This window comes from Maribellus luteus (assembly GCF_003576475.1).
Lineage (GTDB): Bacteria > Bacteroidota > Bacteroidia > Bacteroidales > Prolixibacteraceae > Draconibacterium > Draconibacterium luteum.
The window spans coordinates 530,933-547,515 of the sequence record NZ_QWGR01000004.1 but is presented as its reverse complement, the minus strand read 5'-3'; the positions used below and the strand labels follow the sequence as shown (position 1 = coordinate 547,515).

General features: G+C 42.2%; 13 protein-coding genes. 11 read left to right on the top strand and 2 right to left on the bottom strand.

Going from position 1 to position 16,583, the window contains the following annotated elements; translation table 11 throughout:
- The 5 genes from D1614_RS26065 to D1614_RS10320 form a co-directional block, all read left to right on the top strand.
- The coding region (locus tag D1614_RS26065; RefSeq protein ID WP_206609972.1) for a hypothetical protein at positions 1–184 on the top strand (184 nt) is incomplete at its 5' end.
- Between the two features lie 72 nt (positions 185–256).
- Positions 257–1,231 (top strand): DUF4238 domain-containing protein, encoded by a 975-nt coding sequence (locus tag D1614_RS10335; protein WP_119437831.1) that lies wholly within the window; start codon positions 257–259, stop codon positions 1,229–1,231.
- A gap of 177 nt (positions 1,232–1,408) precedes the next feature.
- On the top strand, positions 1,409–2,584 hold the full coding sequence (locus D1614_RS10330) for a peroxiredoxin family protein (RefSeq protein ID WP_119437830.1): 1,176 nt from the start codon (positions 1,409–1,411) through the stop codon (positions 2,582–2,584).
- Positions 2,585–2,682: 98 nt separating this feature from the next.
- The gene (locus D1614_RS10325) at positions 2,683–3,849 is read left to right on the top strand and encodes an exo-beta-N-acetylmuramidase NamZ family protein (RefSeq protein ID WP_119437829.1); all 1,167 of its coding nucleotides are present in this window, start codon (positions 2,683–2,685) and stop codon (positions 3,847–3,849) included.
- Between the two features lie 71 nt (positions 3,850–3,920).
- Positions 3,921–4,586 (top strand): NAD-dependent epimerase/dehydratase family protein, encoded by a 666-nt coding sequence (locus D1614_RS10320; RefSeq protein ID WP_119437828.1) that lies wholly within the window; start codon positions 3,921–3,923, stop codon positions 4,584–4,586.
- A gap of 27 nt (positions 4,587–4,613) precedes the next feature.
- Here D1614_RS10320 and D1614_RS25650 read toward each other — a convergent pair whose 3' ends face one another.
- Positions 4,614–4,751, bottom strand: coding sequence for a hypothetical protein (locus tag D1614_RS25650; protein WP_155523335.1), 138 nt, complete (start codon positions 4,749–4,751; stop codon positions 4,614–4,616).
- Positions 4,752–5,163: 412 nt separating this feature from the next.
- Here D1614_RS25650 and D1614_RS10315 point away from each other — a divergent pair, with 412 nt between their 5' ends.
- Both D1614_RS10315 and D1614_RS10310 read left to right on the top strand, forming a co-directional pair.
- Positions 5,164–8,874, top strand: a complete 3,711-nt coding sequence (locus tag D1614_RS10315) for a BspA family leucine-rich repeat surface protein (protein WP_162304465.1) — start codon at positions 5,164–5,166, stop codon at positions 8,872–8,874.
- A 354-nt stretch (positions 8,875–9,228) separates the two neighbouring features.
- A complete protein-coding gene (locus tag D1614_RS10310) occupies positions 9,229–9,462 on the top strand; it encodes a hypothetical protein (RefSeq protein WP_147384154.1) in 234 nt (77 codons plus the stop codon).
- Between the two features lie 27 nt (positions 9,463–9,489).
- Here the strand turns inward: D1614_RS10310 and D1614_RS10305 are convergent, their stop codons facing one another.
- The gene (locus D1614_RS10305; protein WP_119437825.1) at positions 9,490–10,836 is read right to left on the bottom strand and encodes an NAD(P)/FAD-dependent oxidoreductase; all 1,347 of its coding nucleotides are present in this window, start codon (positions 10,834–10,836) and stop codon (positions 9,490–9,492) included.
- 232 nt (positions 10,837–11,068) lie between these two features.
- Between D1614_RS10305 and D1614_RS10300 the strand changes: the two genes are divergently transcribed.
- The 4 genes from D1614_RS10300 (at position 11,069) to D1614_RS10285 (ending at position 16,554) form a co-directional block, all read left to right on the top strand.
- Positions 11,069–12,127 (top strand): NAD-dependent epimerase/dehydratase family protein, encoded by a 1,059-nt coding sequence (locus D1614_RS10300; protein ID WP_119437824.1) that lies wholly within the window; start codon positions 11,069–11,071, stop codon positions 12,125–12,127.
- Between the two features lie 185 nt (positions 12,128–12,312).
- Positions 12,313–13,596, top strand: a complete 1,284-nt coding sequence (locus tag D1614_RS10295; protein ID WP_119437823.1) for a transglutaminase domain-containing protein — start codon at positions 12,313–12,315, stop codon at positions 13,594–13,596.
- Positions 13,597–13,621: 25 nt separating this feature from the next.
- The gene (locus D1614_RS10290; protein ID WP_119437822.1) at positions 13,622–15,550 is read left to right on the top strand and encodes a peptide-N-glycosidase F-related protein; all 1,929 of its coding nucleotides are present in this window, start codon (positions 13,622–13,624) and stop codon (positions 15,548–15,550) included.
- Between the two features lie 122 nt (positions 15,551–15,672).
- Positions 15,673–16,554 carry a DUF72 domain-containing protein gene (locus tag D1614_RS10285; protein ID WP_119437821.1) on the top strand — a complete coding sequence of 294 codons (882 nt, stop codon included), beginning with the start codon at positions 15,673–15,675 and terminating at the stop codon, positions 16,552–16,554.
- The last annotated feature ends 29 nt before the right edge of the window (positions 16,555–16,583 follow it).

Here is a 16,583-nt window from a genome sequence, read left to right as displayed (position 1 = left end):
AAACCAAAACCTTTTGACTACACGCCCGCAAATAAAGCCCACACAGGAACAACACCGCCAGCCGTGCAATCAGTTGCTCCGGCATAATTATGTCCCCCGCTTTTTGGAACAGGGAACCGACTTACAGAATATACAGGCGCTACCGGGGCATAGACCGGGCAAAACCACCAAAAAAATGAGATAATGAAAATAACATGACTAGTGATGTTATGCGCTAGTTAGGCAAAATACAAAAAAGAGATACTACCTAAAGAAGATGAACAAAGAAACAAAAAGGCAGCATTATGTTCCTAGAACTTATCTGCAGAAATTCGCGATAAAAAGAAAGAAGAATTATAATATCAATGCTGCAGATAAAGATAATTTAGAGAAGATAATATTTCCGAACATCACAAATGTATGTTTAGAAACTGACATATATACTCTTGCAGGACAAACAAAAGAACAAAGACAAGCTCTTGAGACCTTTTATTCAGACAATGTAGAAAATGTCTATAATGAGGTTTACCAAACATTGACAGACGATTCTATCAGAGAAATTGATGAAGAAATGCATTATAAAATTGTAATGACCATTATTACAATGATGTATCGTACTTCTAAATGGATTCACTTACACAATGACTTTTTTGATACTGTGTTAGATAGGATGTATTCCTTGTGTCAGCAGACCGGAAAAGACTATTTTATGTATGAAGACGTTAAGTATGAAATTAAAGGAAAAACTCTTGATGAAATTAAGACAGAGTTTAGAAAAATGAAAAAAGAAGTTCAGGTCTTAACACAATTAGAAGTTGCTCTCAAACTTATAAATATTAGAAAATTTGATGGAATATTAGTGAGTAAAATTAGCTCAGATAATCAATTGATTACAAGTGATAATCCAGTTATATTATCAAACATTAATCCTGGACATATTGCTCCATTTGACCCAGAAAATATGATTAGACTGCCCTTAGATTCAAGTCATATTTTGACAATAATGCCACATTCGCAATCAGATGGAAGTCATAGAATTACAAGAATTAATGAAAGTGCTGGAATGTCAGTTGCAAAGATGATTGCAAATAACTCTTCTCAATTGGAATCAGCATTCAAATATATTCTTGGAACAAAAAGGGCTCTTTCTAATTTCATTGAAAAACTTGACGATTATAAGAAACCAATAAGTGAAGAACAAAAGAAAAATATGGAAGAACTTAATGAAATTGTAAGAATGATGGTTGAATAAGTATTTTGCCTAACACTTTGTATAAGCAATGGCAGGTAAAGTGTTAAATATCAAGGCTTGTCGCCCGCTCAAACTGCATAGCGGTTTGACGGGAAAGTACCACGCAATCTGCCACTACTCATACAATTTACCGTTATGTGCAAAAAAGAATGAGGGGTTCACATTAAATTATCAATTATGAATATTAAAATTATTCTATCTGTATTTGTCTTTTGTAACTTATTGACGAGCGAACTTTTTCCCCAAAACAAGATACTTGAAAAGACAATTGAACAACTTAATTCTGCTGAAGCTATTGAATACAAAGTTATAAACCATTATTTGCAAAAAAATAATGGTACAGAAAGAATCGATACAGCAATCTGTTTCTTCGATTTTTCAAGTCCGGACAATATACTTGGAGCGAAATATCATTTTAAAGCTAAACATGCAGAGCAAATTTTTGATGGGAATAAAATCGTATCAGTTAACATACGGGAAAAGCGTGTATTGTATGACGACCAGATTAATATCCCAAAAGTTATGAGCTCATTATTTATGATAAACTCTATCTATGTTTTAAAAAATGTATTACCGAAACTAATAACTGATTCTTCTTGTAAAATAGAGAGGCTTGATAATGTTATTGTTGACAATATCGAAAATTACAATTTCAAGATAGTTATATCAGACAAATATCTTGATACAAGAGGAGATTTAATTGAAAACAAAGGAACAGTTTCGAACTACTTTTTACTTATTTCAAAAGACAATAATCTACCAACACAATTCAGTCAGATTTTCACAGATAATTCGGGATATTGGAAAACCTATTATTCGGATATTAAACTCGAGGAGTGCAGACCAGACTCATATTGGAGCTTTGATAAATACCTCTCCAAATATAAGGTTATGTCATTTAGTGAGTTTACAAAAAGCATGGAACTGAAAGCTCCTACACAAACTGGACAAAATGCTAGTGACTGGGAATTGCCCGTGGTTGGAAAAGATGAAATGATTCACCTGAATGCACTAAAAGGCAATCTCGTCCTGTTGGAATTCTGGTTTCCTGGCTGTAGTGGTTGCGTTCAAGCCATTTCCGAGTTGAATTTAATTCAAAATAATTTTTCAAATGATGGACTGTTGGTTTTTGGTGTTGAATTTTCCAAATCTGACGACTCAGGATTACATGAGTATATTCAGGAACATAATATACAGTACCCTGTATTATATTCAGGGTATAAAATTGCAAGAGGATATGGCGTAAAAGGAGCACCAACTTTTGTGCTAATTGATAGAAGTGGGAAAGTTTTATATTTCTCGGTTGGGTTTAAAAAGGATGAATTAATAAATTCTATAAAAAACAATATTTAATAAATTTCAGCACATAACACCGTACATATTGCAGGGCGGGGTTCGGTGGTACGTCAACAAGAGATTAGAAAATTAAAAAGCTTACAACATAAAAAACAATGAAACGGGTCATTCTGATTTTAGCAATCATCATGAGCATTTCGCTGACTACCTATGCTCAACAGAAAATTACAACAGGCGCCGAACGTTTAAACGTCTACCTGCCTTTGCTCGAAGGCAAAAAAGTAGGCGTAATGGTGAACCAGACAGCGATTGTTGGCAGCAAACACTTGGTTGACGTGCTGTTGGAAAAAGGTGTTGACCTACAATTCGCGTTCATTCCCGAACACGGCTTTCGTGGCACCATCGAGCGCGGAGAGGACGTACACAACGATGTGGACACCAAAACAGGCTTACCGCTGTATTCGCTGTATGGAGAAAACCACCAGGCCGATTCGTTGGTTCGTTCGGTGGATGTAATGATATTCGACATACAGGATGTTGGCGCTCGTTTTTACACCTTTGTTGTAGGAATGCACAATGTAATGCAATTGTGCGCCAACAATAACCGTCCGCTTCTAGTTCTCGACCGTCCTAATCCCAACGGCGAGCAGGTTGACGGCCCTGTCCGGAAAGATGATAAATTTAAATCGGATATCAGTTTTCATAAAGTTGCGATGATACACGGACTTACCATTGGCGAGCTAGCGCAAATGATTAACGGCGAAGGCTGGCTCGATAAGGGTGAAAAAAAGTGCGACCTTACTGTTATTACGCTGGAAAACTACACGCACAAATCAAAATACGAGTTGCCTGTTATTCCGTCTCCCAGCTTACCCAATTATCAGTCGGTTCGTTTGTTTCCGCTGCTGTGTTTATTTGAAGCCACCGATTTCAGCATAGGCCGTGGAACGGATTTTCCATTTCAGGTAATCGGCTATCCCGACACTCGGTTTGGCGATTTCACATTTACGCCGGGAACCCGTGTGGGCATGTCAGCGCATGTAGAGCAACAGGGGAATCTTTGCTATGGCATCGACTTGCGCGGGTTAAAGGCTGACAGTATTCGGTTTACGCTCAAGTATATTCTTGATTTCTACCATAAAATGCCCGATAAATTCTTTGCACGTCCCGACTTCTTCGATAAGTTGGCAGGTACAGATAAACTCCGCGAACAAATTCTGGCGGGATGGACAGAAAAGCAGATCCGGGACAGTTGGAAAGAAGAACTCTCCGAATACAAACGAATGCGCAAAAAATATCTCTTATATGAAGATTTTGAGTAGATCGTTTTTTACTAGGGAAGCAACAAAATAGCTGATTGATAAGTTAGAAAAAGCAGAACACTTATAAACAGATGAAAGCAATAATAACCGGAGCAAGCGGCATGGTAGGAAAGGGTGTTCTTCTGGAATGCCTCGACCATGAAGCCGTTACGGAGGTTTTAGTCATCAACCGAAACCCGCTCGGAATTCAGCATCCGAAATTAAAGGAAGTGATTCATCGTGATTTTGCTGACTTCACAGCCCTGCAATCGCAACTGGAAGGCTACGATGCCTGCTTCTTTTGCATGGGAGTGAGCTCTGTGGGCATGAATGAAGCCGATTACCGGCGGGTAACTTACGATTTTGCCCTGGCACTGGCCCGGATAATTCGCACCTTGAATCCGGACATGACCTTCAACTATGTGTCGGGGGTTGGTACCGACTCAACCGAAAAAGGGAGAAGCATGTGGGCCCGCGTAAAAGGCAAAACCGAAAACGACCTGATCGGCCTTGGTTTTAAGCAAGCCTACATGTTCCGCCCGGGAATGATCATCCCCAAACGGGGCATAAAATCACGCACCAAAGCCTACCAGTTTTTGTACGACTATTTTCTCTGGCTCGTAAACCTTGTAAAATTCTTTTCTCCCCACTCGGTGGTCGATACCACGCAGGTGGGCAAAGCCATGATAAATTCGGCTTTGAAGGGCTATCCCAAAAATACAATAGCCCCCAAAGACATCATTATTCTGGCAAAATAAAGTCAGGTAAGCAGATCGCGGCATCGGTTACATCAGGCCTTTCAGCATGCCATGATAGTACATCGGCTCCAGCCCGTGCACTTTCAACATCCACCACATTCCGCGCTCTACCACGCCAGCGGGGAAAATCCTGGGGTAATAAACTGTGGCTACCGTCTCAGACAACCAACTGTTCAACCGAATACTGGCGAAAACAAAACAGCAAGAACAATAACAACAGTGAAGTTGCTAAGTAAAAAACTCCTGTTAGGTTTTGGAACGTTCTGCAACAATATGCGGCGCCCTGTTTACTTTCACCCTCCCTGTTTAAAAGGACGGCCTTTTTCAAGTTTCCTCGTTTGCAAACAGGGCACTAAAACATCTCTACTCTTTCTTGTTTCCGAATTATTTTTTTCGATGGGGAAGCAATCTACGGCAAAGTTGTTTTAAATGTATTCGTTATAGAATTATCTTTTGGTAGTTTGGAATATCTGTGGTTTCGGGGCAAATTATTCACCGATTAGTGATTTTTGAAATTATAAATACATATATTTAACAATAAATGTTTGCAAATTATTCTCAAACCTATGTAATCATAATGAAAGCTATAATCTCCTTCCTGTTTTGTTTTGTATTTATTCAGTTGACTTATTCTCAAAATAATAAAATAAGTATCAATGATGAAGCAGGTTTACAATCGATACTGAAAAGTTCCGGTATTGGTGTAAATTTTAAAATATCTGTTAAGAATGCCCGTCCCTTTTTTTTAAATCCTGTGGTCAGAAAAAATGAGAATGTAATTGTAGGTGATACCTTACAACTAGATCTATTTCAAAATAAAAATTATCTCTCGGTAATAAAATCAATAACAACCGATATAAATGGCACCACAACGATTGTTAGCCGGCTACTTGATTACAATTTGGCTTATTGTTTAATCTCCATGAACAATGATCATGTTTTAATGTCGGTTGAAATTCCTGAACTGGCAGAAAAGTATAAAACCTTTATGCATACCGAAACAGCGCTTCAATACCTCGTGCAGTTAGACGAAACCAAAGTAGATATTTTACCCGGTGGACATATCAATTCGAAATCTCAGGAGGAAGAAAAGCATAAAATGCCGCATGGGTATTCAGGACAATTAAAAAACCAAACCAAACCATATCCCATTGAGAAGTCGGGAATAATTGATAGTTCCCAGCAAGATTCGGCTGAAATTGATATCTTGGTTTTGTACACGCCAGCTGCAAAAAAATGGACAGTGGATAATGGAAAGGATATTAATCTAATAATTTCCCAAATATTCGCATCCTCTAATCTGGCTTCTGAAAATAGTAAGTTGGGTATTTATTTTAATAATGTTTATTCCACCGAGGTGGATTATACTGAATCAGGTAGTTCAGAAACGGATCTTTACAACCTTGAGGACGGACAGATTTCGGAAGTATATGCTTTAAAAGATGTAACAAATGCTGACTTGGTAATAGTCTTAACAAAAACTAACGATTATGGTGGATTAGCCATGGGGCTTAGCAACAGGAATGGTGATAATACGCAAGCCTTTGCGATTGTTCGTGTGCAGCAGGCCGATGATTTTATAACTGGGATTCATGAAATTGGACATCTTCTGGGAGCAGGACATCATAAAAAAGACCAAAAAGATTTTCCAGGCCCAACCTGGTGGAATAATACCTGGTTTGAAAATACCTGGTCTGCAGGATGGAACTGGACAAGTGAAACAGGTAATTATTGTAGTATTATGACTTACTGGGATGGATTATATTCTACTACTTCCAAATTCTACACAAATGTGCTTTATTTTTCCGATCCGAACATTCTTCATGATGGGCAAGCTACAGGCGATGCAGACGATGCAAATAATGCCCGCACCATTCGTGAAGTAAAGCATCATGTAGCAGGTTACTGTAAGCGCAATACTGATAATTTACCTATTGTTTACACAAAGTTAAATTTGATGCAGCAAGGAGACAGCATTACAGTTCATGGTAAAATATTAAAAGAAGGTTATTCTCCTATTGTGAAGAAAGGAGTTGTATGGAGTTTGGACCGAAAGCCAAACATAGAAGATAGTTTTAACTTGGAAAGTTCGGATGCGGAAGGCTTTGATTGCACACTTACCCGTCTAAAAGAAGGTGCTTATTATTATATTCGAACCTATGTTTGTACCAAAAACGATACGGTGTATGGCAATGAGCTTGTTTATTTAAATATGGGAAAGAAAGAAAGAGACTTTGTTACCCGATGGAGAATTCCGGAAGGACAGACCAGTCTCCAATTTTTGTTAGCACGAACTGGCAAGGTTGACTATCACTGGGAGACTGTCCCTGCCCTGAACAGTGGGTCAGGAACTTTTTATGAAGACTTAAGTGCAGGAGGAATTTCAATGGGAGGTGAAGAAGAAGAAATAGAAGGGAGCCCAACGAGTATTGGAATGGTTAAAATTACAGGTTTGCCCGAAGGAAAAACAATTCGGTTATATATAGATCCCGAAAATTTAACGTCGTTTTGCAACCGTTTGCAGCGCTGTCCTGAAGATATTAAAGGCCCCGACAGAGAGAACCTGATAGACGTGGAGCAGTGGGGAACGGCAAAGTGGACAAACATGGAAAATGCTTTCTGGGGATGTAAGAATTTGAACATATCGGCTACTGATGTACCCGACTTTCGAAATGTTTATAAAATGGGATGGATGTTTAGTAACTGTACAGCTCTTAATGGACCGTCGAATATTAATGATTGGTATGTTGGTTCCGTTCGTGATATGTGGGCTCTTTTTTATTGTGCTGAATTATTTAATCAGAATATTGGAAATTGGGATGTATCCAATGTAAATAGTATGATGGGAATGTTTGAGTGTGCTAAATCTTTTAATCAATGCATTGGAGATTGGGATGTATCAAAGGTAAAAATTATGAACGATATGTTTTCACAAGCAAAATTATTTAATCAGCACATTGGCAGTTGGAATGTATCTAGCGTGACCACCATGAGTAGTATGTTTAGTCTCGCAGAAAATTTTAATCGAGATATAAGTCGTTGGGATGTGTCAAGCGTTACGAATATAAGTAGTATGTTTTTTGGAGCAGGCTCCTTTAATCAAAATATAGGGGACTGGGATGTTTCGAATGTAGATGGAATGGGGTGGGTGTTTTATGATGCCGATTCTTTTAATCAATTTATAGGAGACTGGGATGTTTCGAAGGTTATTAGTATGCAAGGGATGTTTTTTGACGCAGACTCCTTTAATCAAAATATAGGAGACTGGGATGTTTCAAAAGTTGAGCATATGGACGATATGTTTTATGGAACCAGAGCATTTAATCAGAATCTTGAAAAATGGGATTTATCAAGTGTATCAAATGTTCAAAATATGCTGGTTGATTGTGGAATGGATTGTGCCAACTATTCCAATACGCTAAAAGGATGGAGCGAAAACCCGAACACACCGGACAGTCTTATTCTTGGGGCCCAAAACAGGCAATATCATTCGGGTGCTTCTGATTTCCGCACTGAGCTTATTTCAACAAGGGGATGGACCATTATTGGAGACTCAGAACTTGATGAAGTAAATGCGGCAGGTGAGATTAAGGGCGAACTGAATGTTTGCTCAGGGCAGAAAGGAATAAGCTATTCCCTTCCTAAAATTTCAAATGCTTCTTCTTATTTATGGAGCTTACCCGAAGGAGTTTGTGGCAACAGTACTTCGAATAGTATTACGGTTGATTTTGATAGTTGTGCTGTTTCAGGAGATATTAAAGTTAAAGGTGTAAATGAGTGTGGAGAAGGTATCGAATCAGTTATTTCGGTGAATGTTAATCCAAGGCCTGAAACCCCTTTAGTGACTATTGTGGGAGATACCTTGTATTCATCTTCTGAAAATGGCAATGTTTGGTACTGCAATAATGAAATGATGGAAGCAGAAAGCGGTAAGAAATGCATCCCTCAAAAAAGTGGAAATTATTATGTAGTGGTTCAGTCGGCTTCTTGTGATTCAAAACCATCAAATGTAGTAACCTACGTTCGAACAGGAAGCAGAAATACCTTTTTAGATGAAAAAATCAACGTTTTCCCAAATCCGGTAAGAGATAAATTAATAATTGAGGCACATAATATTACTGAAGTTATTGATTTTGAAATTATTTCTTCTTCTGGGAAGAAGATACTCAAAAGTAAGTTGTTTGACAGTAGCACAATCATTGAAACCAGTAACTTTCCTTCCGGTATTTTTATAATCATATTTGAAAACAGTTCTGGGGTATCCCAAAAAAAGATCATAAAATGGTAAAGATGAGACATGTTAAATATCCCTTAGAATTAATCAGCTACCTAAGGGGATTAAATAAACGTTCTTATAAATAGATTTCATGGTAGTTAATACATTAAAAAATGGAGACTGTAAAATGAGCTCTGTCTAACAATACTAATTTTGTGACGACAGAGAAACTATAAAATTCGATAGAATTTAAATTAATGCGAGACCAAGCCTTTAGGCAGCTAAAAAGAGGACAACCCGCTGACGCGATTTTGTAAACCGTTCCATTGCTGAAGGCAATCCCGATTTAACCGGAGATTGAAATTCATATTTCTGCTCATTGGAATACTCCTTAAACATAAAAATACCAAAAGCAATTTACCAATCTTGCTGACTGGAGTACGGATTGCAAATCCGCACCTGCGGGGCATAAAATCACGCACCAAAGCCTACCAGTTTTTGTACGACTATTTTCTCTGGCTCGTAAACCTTGTAAAATTCTTTTCTCCCCACTCGGTGGTCGATACCACGCAGGTGGGCAAAGCCATGATAAATTCAGCTTTGAAGGGCTATCCCAAAAATATAATAGCCCCCAAAGACATCATTATTCTGGCGAAGTAAAGTCCGGTAAGCAGATTACGACACCGGTTACATCAGGCCTTTCAGCATGCCATGATAGTACATCGGCTCCAGCCCGTGCACTTTCAACATCCACCACATTCCGCGCTCCACCGCAGGGTCCAGCCACGGAATGGTTGGCATCAGCTCTTTGTCGTAACCAAATTCGCACATCAGCACCTTTCCGTACTCCGTTACGATCGGGCATGCAGAATAACCGTTGTAGGTTTCTTCGGGCTCGTTGCCTTCCATAATCGACACCAGGTTGGCAGCAGCCACCGGAGCCTGCATGCGAATGGCCGCCCCTGTTTTGCTGGTACGCAGTCCGCCCGCGTCGCCAACCACCATAATGTTTTTATAATGCGTATGAACCAGCGTGGCATTGTCTACATCGGCCCAGCCACCGTGACGCAAATCGCCTGTTGTTATGGCCAGCGGAGAATTTTTCACAAAATCGGGTGCACTCATCGGCGGGATAAAATGAAGCAAATCATAATCCACCGTGATCAATTTTGTATCGTCCACCGGCAAAGGAGCCAGGGTAGCTTCCTCTATCTGCTGAAAAACAGCCTTTTTAGCTGAGGTATCCACCGATACCAGGCGGTGTTTGTAGGATATCCCGATGTTTCGTTCGTCATAAATCTGCTGAAGCCGGTCGCCAAAAACCACGGGCGTCATCAGGTTGGTGGAATTCCCGAAATACTGAATATCAAACCCGTCCCTGATCTCTTTGTCACGCAGAAAGTCTTCGGTGATCAAACAAATCTTTTTAGGCGCGCCGCCGCATTTCAGTTTTGTGTACGTGTCGGTAAACACCAGGCGGGCATCTTTACGTCCGGAGGCAAGTTGTTCCATTGCCCGGTGGTATTTTATGGCTCCCTGGTAATCGTAGATGCAGTGCGCGTTTCCTTCGCCCAGCGTTTCACGCGAAATTCCTTCAACCAAATCGAAGTTCATCTGACAGCCCGGTGTCAGCACCAAAAAGTCATAATCAATCTTCCCACTCTTCTGTGTGGTTACATAATTGGCATCCGGCACCAGTTCGGCCACCGAATCTTTTACCCACTTCACGCCTTTGGGAATCAGCTTTTCGGTAGACCTTTTAACCTGGTCGGGAGAAAAAGTTCCCGATGCAATCAAGGTATAACCCGGCTGGTAGAAATGTGTTTCGTTGGGTTCAATAATGGTAATATCAGGCGTTCGCAACTTATCGGTAAGGTAAGCGGCCATGGTTATTCCGGCAGCTCCTCCCCCCACAATCAGTATCTTCGCCTTTGCTTTACTCTCTGAAAAAAAATCGTAAGTCCTCTCAGCAACAATGAGTCCTCCAAGACCCAATGCCCCGTTCAAGAGAAATCTCCGTCGGTTAATGGCCATATTTCGGTTTTTTAGTTGGTAAATACTATAGGTGCCGCAAGGCTATCGAATTTTATCCTCTTAAGCATCTTTCATGTCAAAAGAAAGGTTGATTTTACATTTTATTAATGATGAATCAGGGATTATTCGATCAAGTAAAACTATACTTGCAAACAAAATTCTTAGGGGGCAACGATTTTTCCGGACAAGCCCTGTTACGGCATAGAAAACTAACTTTATGAACTAATACATTATGAAGACCATTGATAAATCAAAACCCGTGCTGGTTACCGGTGCCACCGGCTATGTGGCAGGCTGGCTGGTAAAAAAACTTCTCGCAGAAGGACTAACGGTGCATGCGGCAGTTCGGAATCCGGATGATAAGGAAAAACTAAAATACCTCGATGAGATTGCCCAAAACACGCCGGGTGAAATCCGTTATTTCAGGGCCGATTTACTCGAAGAAGGATCGTATGCCGAAGCCATGGCAGGTTGCGAGCTGGTTTTCCACACGGCATCGCCCTTTGTTACCGATGTAAAAGATCCGCAGAGAGACCTCATCAACCCCGCCAAACTGGGAACCCGCAATGTACTGGAACAAGCCAACCAAACGGAATCGGTGAAGCGGGTGGTTCTTACCAGCAGCGTGGCTGCCATTTATGGCGACAATGCCGACCTGAACCATGCTCCCGGCAAGGTTTTTACAGAAGAAATCTGGAACACCAGTTCTTCGCTCGAACACCAACCTTACTCGTATTCCAAAACGCTGGCCGAAAAAGAAGCCTGGAAAATTTGCGAAGAACAGCTGCAGTGGGAATTGGTGGTGATAAATCCCAGCCTGGTGATTGGCCCGGCAATTAACCCCACGCAGGTTACTTCCGAGAGTTTCCGCATCATCCAGCCCTTTGGCGATGGAAAGCTTAAAATGGGTGCACCCAAACTGGGCATGGGCCTGGTGGATGTACGCGATGTAGCCGAGGCACATTTTATGGCCGGCTTTAAACCCGACGCAAGTGGCCGTTACATCATTTCAGGCTACAATACCTGGTTTATCGACATGGCCAAAGCCCTTCAACCCAAATATGGCGACAAATACCCCATCCCGAAAAAGGAAATGCCCAAATGGCTGATCTGGCTGATGGGACCAATCATCAACAAAGCCGTTACACGAAAATACATTTCACGCAACATGGGGCTCCCTTTTGTAGCGGATAACTCAAAAAGCATCAACGAACTGAAAATGAATTACCGCCCCATGGAAGAATCGCTCAACGAGATGTTTCAGCAACTTATCGACAACGGCTTGATTTAAGAAACGGACACCGACATTTATTTCATTTATAAGTTACAGGCCGGCCGATTAATCAATTAATTATCAGCCGGCTTCATTCATTGTATCCGTTCATTTTTTCAGGGAATTTTTCAGGACACAAGTCTATTGTTCATTTTTTTGTGTTAGTTTTGTTTATTATTAAAATATTTTAATAACTCAAGTAAATGAATAAGCTGCTATTGTACATTACCATTTTGATTCTGGCGGTTGCCTGTCAGTCGAAATACCCCGGAGTTTCAGAAGAATACCACACCCTGCTCGACTCGGCTTTGGTTAAAGCCGGAGGAAATGCTGCGGAATTACAAAAGGCACTTGCCGAAGCACCGGCAGACGAAAAGGAAGGAATGGCCTTTCTGATCAGCTACATGCCCGAGCGCGACCTTACTACTTTAACGGCTGATTTTCTGCTCGAAAACAACCAGTATGCCTACAAAGCCCGCCGGGAATTCCCCTGGTGCGCTGCGCTGCCCGATTCCATTTTCTTGAATGAAGTACTGCCTTACGCCAACATTTCGGAAAACCGCGACCGCTGGAGACCTGATTTTTACGAACGCTTTTCAAAATATGTAAAAGACAAAGACAACATGGTGGATGCCCTGATGAACATTGCCCACAACATTCCGACCGAAGTGGATGTGGAGTACAACACCAAACGTTCGCGGGTCGACATCAGTCCTTTGCAGGCCATGAAAGAACACATGGCTACCTGTAGCGGGCTTTCCATTTTACTGACCGACGCCTACCGTTCGGTGGGAATTCCGTCGCGCCTGGCCGGAACAGCCATGTGGACCAACTACAAAGGAAACCACACCTGGAGTGAAGTTTGGGTGGAAGGCGAATGGAAGTTTATTGAATACTATGTGGACACACTCGATCAATCGTGGTTTGTCGCCGATGCGGGAAAAGCCGATCCCGACAATATGTTGCACTGGATCTATGCCGCTTCGTTTAAACCCACCGGTCTGCCTTACTATGCAGCCGTTGACGCTCCCTATGTGGCTGATGTGGTTAACCTCAGCAACCTGCCCGAAGATGTGCGCGCACGTTACGAACGCATGAAAGAAAGGGCAAGCGGGCTAAAGCCCTACATCTGGGGACACAACGTTACGCAACGCTACATCGATTTGTACGAGAAATCAGTGCAAAACAGCGCCCTTGCCGAAGATGAACTGCTGGCCAATGTGGTGGTTCTTGCCGACGAAAACACCAGCTCCAGCGAATCGCGTTTAAGTTGCCGGGTAGATGTACAGAAAGACGACGAAAAAGTGAATTTCGGCTATTCGCCCCGCAAGACTGACGATCTGAATCACTTCCTTCAGTTTAAACTTAAAAAAAATACAAGCTATCAGTTCGTGGTAAGCAATCCCGAGCAGGCGATTGAAAAAACGTTTGCCGTAACCACTGGAAACGATGCACAGCAAGACATTCAACTCATTCTATCGAAATAAAAACCATTGAAAACATTGAAGCCTGATGAATAAGAAACTTATTTTACTGGTCATTGTCCTGCTAGGCGGACAGCTGGCTTTTTCCCAAACTTCCAAGGTAAAAGTATTCGACAAAGTAACCATCGTCACCGATCCCTCGCAGGGAGTGAAAAGCTTTGTTCAGTGGGGTGAATTTCCTTCCGCCAGCAAAGAAATCCGTCGCGTGGTGATGAACCTTACTTTGGCTTATCCCGAAGACCGGGCCATTGCGCATTGGGATTACATGGACCGCGTAAAAATTCTACGTCAGGGCGGGAAAAACGGCAAAGCGGTAAATTTTGAAATCGGCCGTATGCTTACCCCTTACGGAAGTAATTTTAAAGAAGGATGGAGCTTTACCTGGAGCATCGACGTAACCGATTTTCAGGCCTTTCTGCGCGACAGCGTGGAACTGGAGTACATTCATTCGGGCTACGAGTCACCCGACCTGGGCTGGGACCTGAGCATTGATTTCGACATCACTTACGGGCCGCAGGTGGCTGATTTCATCACCGTTCAGAAAACATGGGACGGCAACTACCAATACGGAAACCCGGCCAACGACATTGAAAAACAGCTGGCACCCATAAAAGTAAAAACCGCAAAAAATGCAGCTTTTGGCCGTTTTCGGATTCAACACACCGGACACGGAATGGACCAGCCAAACGGATGCAGCGAGTTTTGCAGCCGCTGGCGCGAATTGCTTTTTGACGGACAGGTGGTTGACCACCGCGATATGTGGAAAGATTGCGGCAATAACCCGCTTTACCCGCAAGGTGGAACCTGGATTTTTGACCGTGGCTACTGGTGCCCCGGAGATTTGCAGGTGCCGGATGTAATCGACATTCCGCTGGAAAAGTCGAAACATACGCTCGACCTGAACATGGAGCCTTTTACGGCCAACAATATCGACCAGCCCAAAGAACAAATCACCTCGTACTTTTTTCAGTACGGAGCGCCGAACAGAGCCAACGATGTGATTATTGAGGAAATCATTGCTCCGAACAGCAAAGACAACTACAACCGCTTCAATCCCCGTGGTTTCAGCCCCATCATCAAAATCAGAAACCTGGGAAGCCAGGACCTCACCAGCCTTGACATTGTGTACAAAACTGTTGGTTTTGCGGAAAAGACATTCAAATGGGAAGGAAACCTGGGCTTTTACGAAGGCGCCCTTATTACGCTGCCCGGCGAAATTGATGCCCACCCCGGAACCAACACTTTTGCGGTGACCCTGAACGATCCGAACGGAGTTGCAGATGAGTGGGATGGCGACAACAGTCTCGAAGCAAGTTTCGAAGACATTCCGAACATCCCTTCAAAAATTGTGGTGGATTTTATGACCAACAACCGCCCGAAAGACAACTGGCTGTACATTGTAAACAGTGCCTACGATACGGTTTATGCCAAAACACCGGAAATGCTGGACACCGCAACCACTTACCTTGATACGCTCGAATTACCCGAAGGAAACTACTACATGCAGTTGGTTGACACCGCCGGAGAAGGGCTGGAATTCTGGTTTTTAGCTCAAGCCGGCTACGGACGCCTGCGTTTGAAAGACACCGAAGGAAACCTCATTCATTTGTTTGAAAGTGATTGCGGAAACGGTCAGTTTTATGGTTTCAGAGCCGACAATGAAACTACAGTTGATCCAAGCGAGCCTCATCTTTCGGTAAACATTTATCCGCGCATGGTACGTGATTACGCCACGGTTTACACCACCACCAACAAGCCTTCCACCTTAAAAATACGGATCACGAAGGACGGAGAGTACGTGGAAACGCATGAGTTCACCAATATAAAAGACGCACAAACCGGCCTTGATTTGCGACATTTGGAAGACGGCCGTTATGTGATGGAAATATATGTGGACGGTGAACACAAAATGAACCGGAGATTTAATAAAGTGCCTCAAAAAGGTAGAAGACATTAGTAGAATTAACTATTGATACTTGCTCACTCAGCCGCTGTGTTAACAACAACAGCGGCTGAAATTTGTCATTGAGTTAAATAAACCCGAATTTTGTTTTAAATACAGAATTTAAATTAACTCACATGATCTTCGGCCATGTAGATAACCCGTCATTGATTAGCTTTGAGCTACCTCCCGACCACAACGACACGGCTAGAGTTTTAACGCATGCCGAGCAGAAGAAGCAACCGGAAGTTTATGTGGGTTGCGCCAAATGGAACAGAACCGAGTTAAAAGGATTCTACCCCAGGGGAACCAAAGATGAATTGCTTTATTATTCGTCACAATTCAACAGCATCGAGCTGAATGCTTCATTTTACGGCACACCATCTATCCCGCAGGTAACAGCCTGGCGCGACAAAACACCCGATGATTTTAAATTTTTCCCAAAAATAACCCGCATCATCAGCCACTTTAAAAGGCTTAAAGATGTACACTACCTGCTTGACGAGTTTTGCCTGAACATCAGCCATTTCGAATCAAAACTGGGCATGGTATTTTTGCAGCTAAACGACAACTTTGCACACAAGGACTTCAATCGCTTAAAGGACTTCATTCATATGTTTCCGACAGGAATCCAGCTGGCAGTGGAACTGAGGCACCCAGCCTGGTTCAACGATGAGGCCGTAGCCGCCGAACTTTATGCACTTTTGGAAGAGCGCAAAGTTGCAAATATAATTGTGGACACAGCAGGCCGCCGCGATTTACTCCACATGCGGCTGACTTCGCCCACTGCTTTTGTCCGCTATGTTGGTGCCAACCATCCTACAGATTATACGCGGCTCGAAGACTGGATCGACCGCATTGAAAACTGGGTTGAAAACGGACTGGAGAACCTTTATTTCTTTGTTCATCAAAATACAGAAGAAGAATCGCCGCAACTGGCGGCCCATTTCATACAAAAACTGAACGAGAAACTTGGCTTAAGCGTGAGAGGCCCTCATGTAAACGGCACTTTATTCTGAAAAACAGCTTCCTGCAGCCAAAGGAAAAT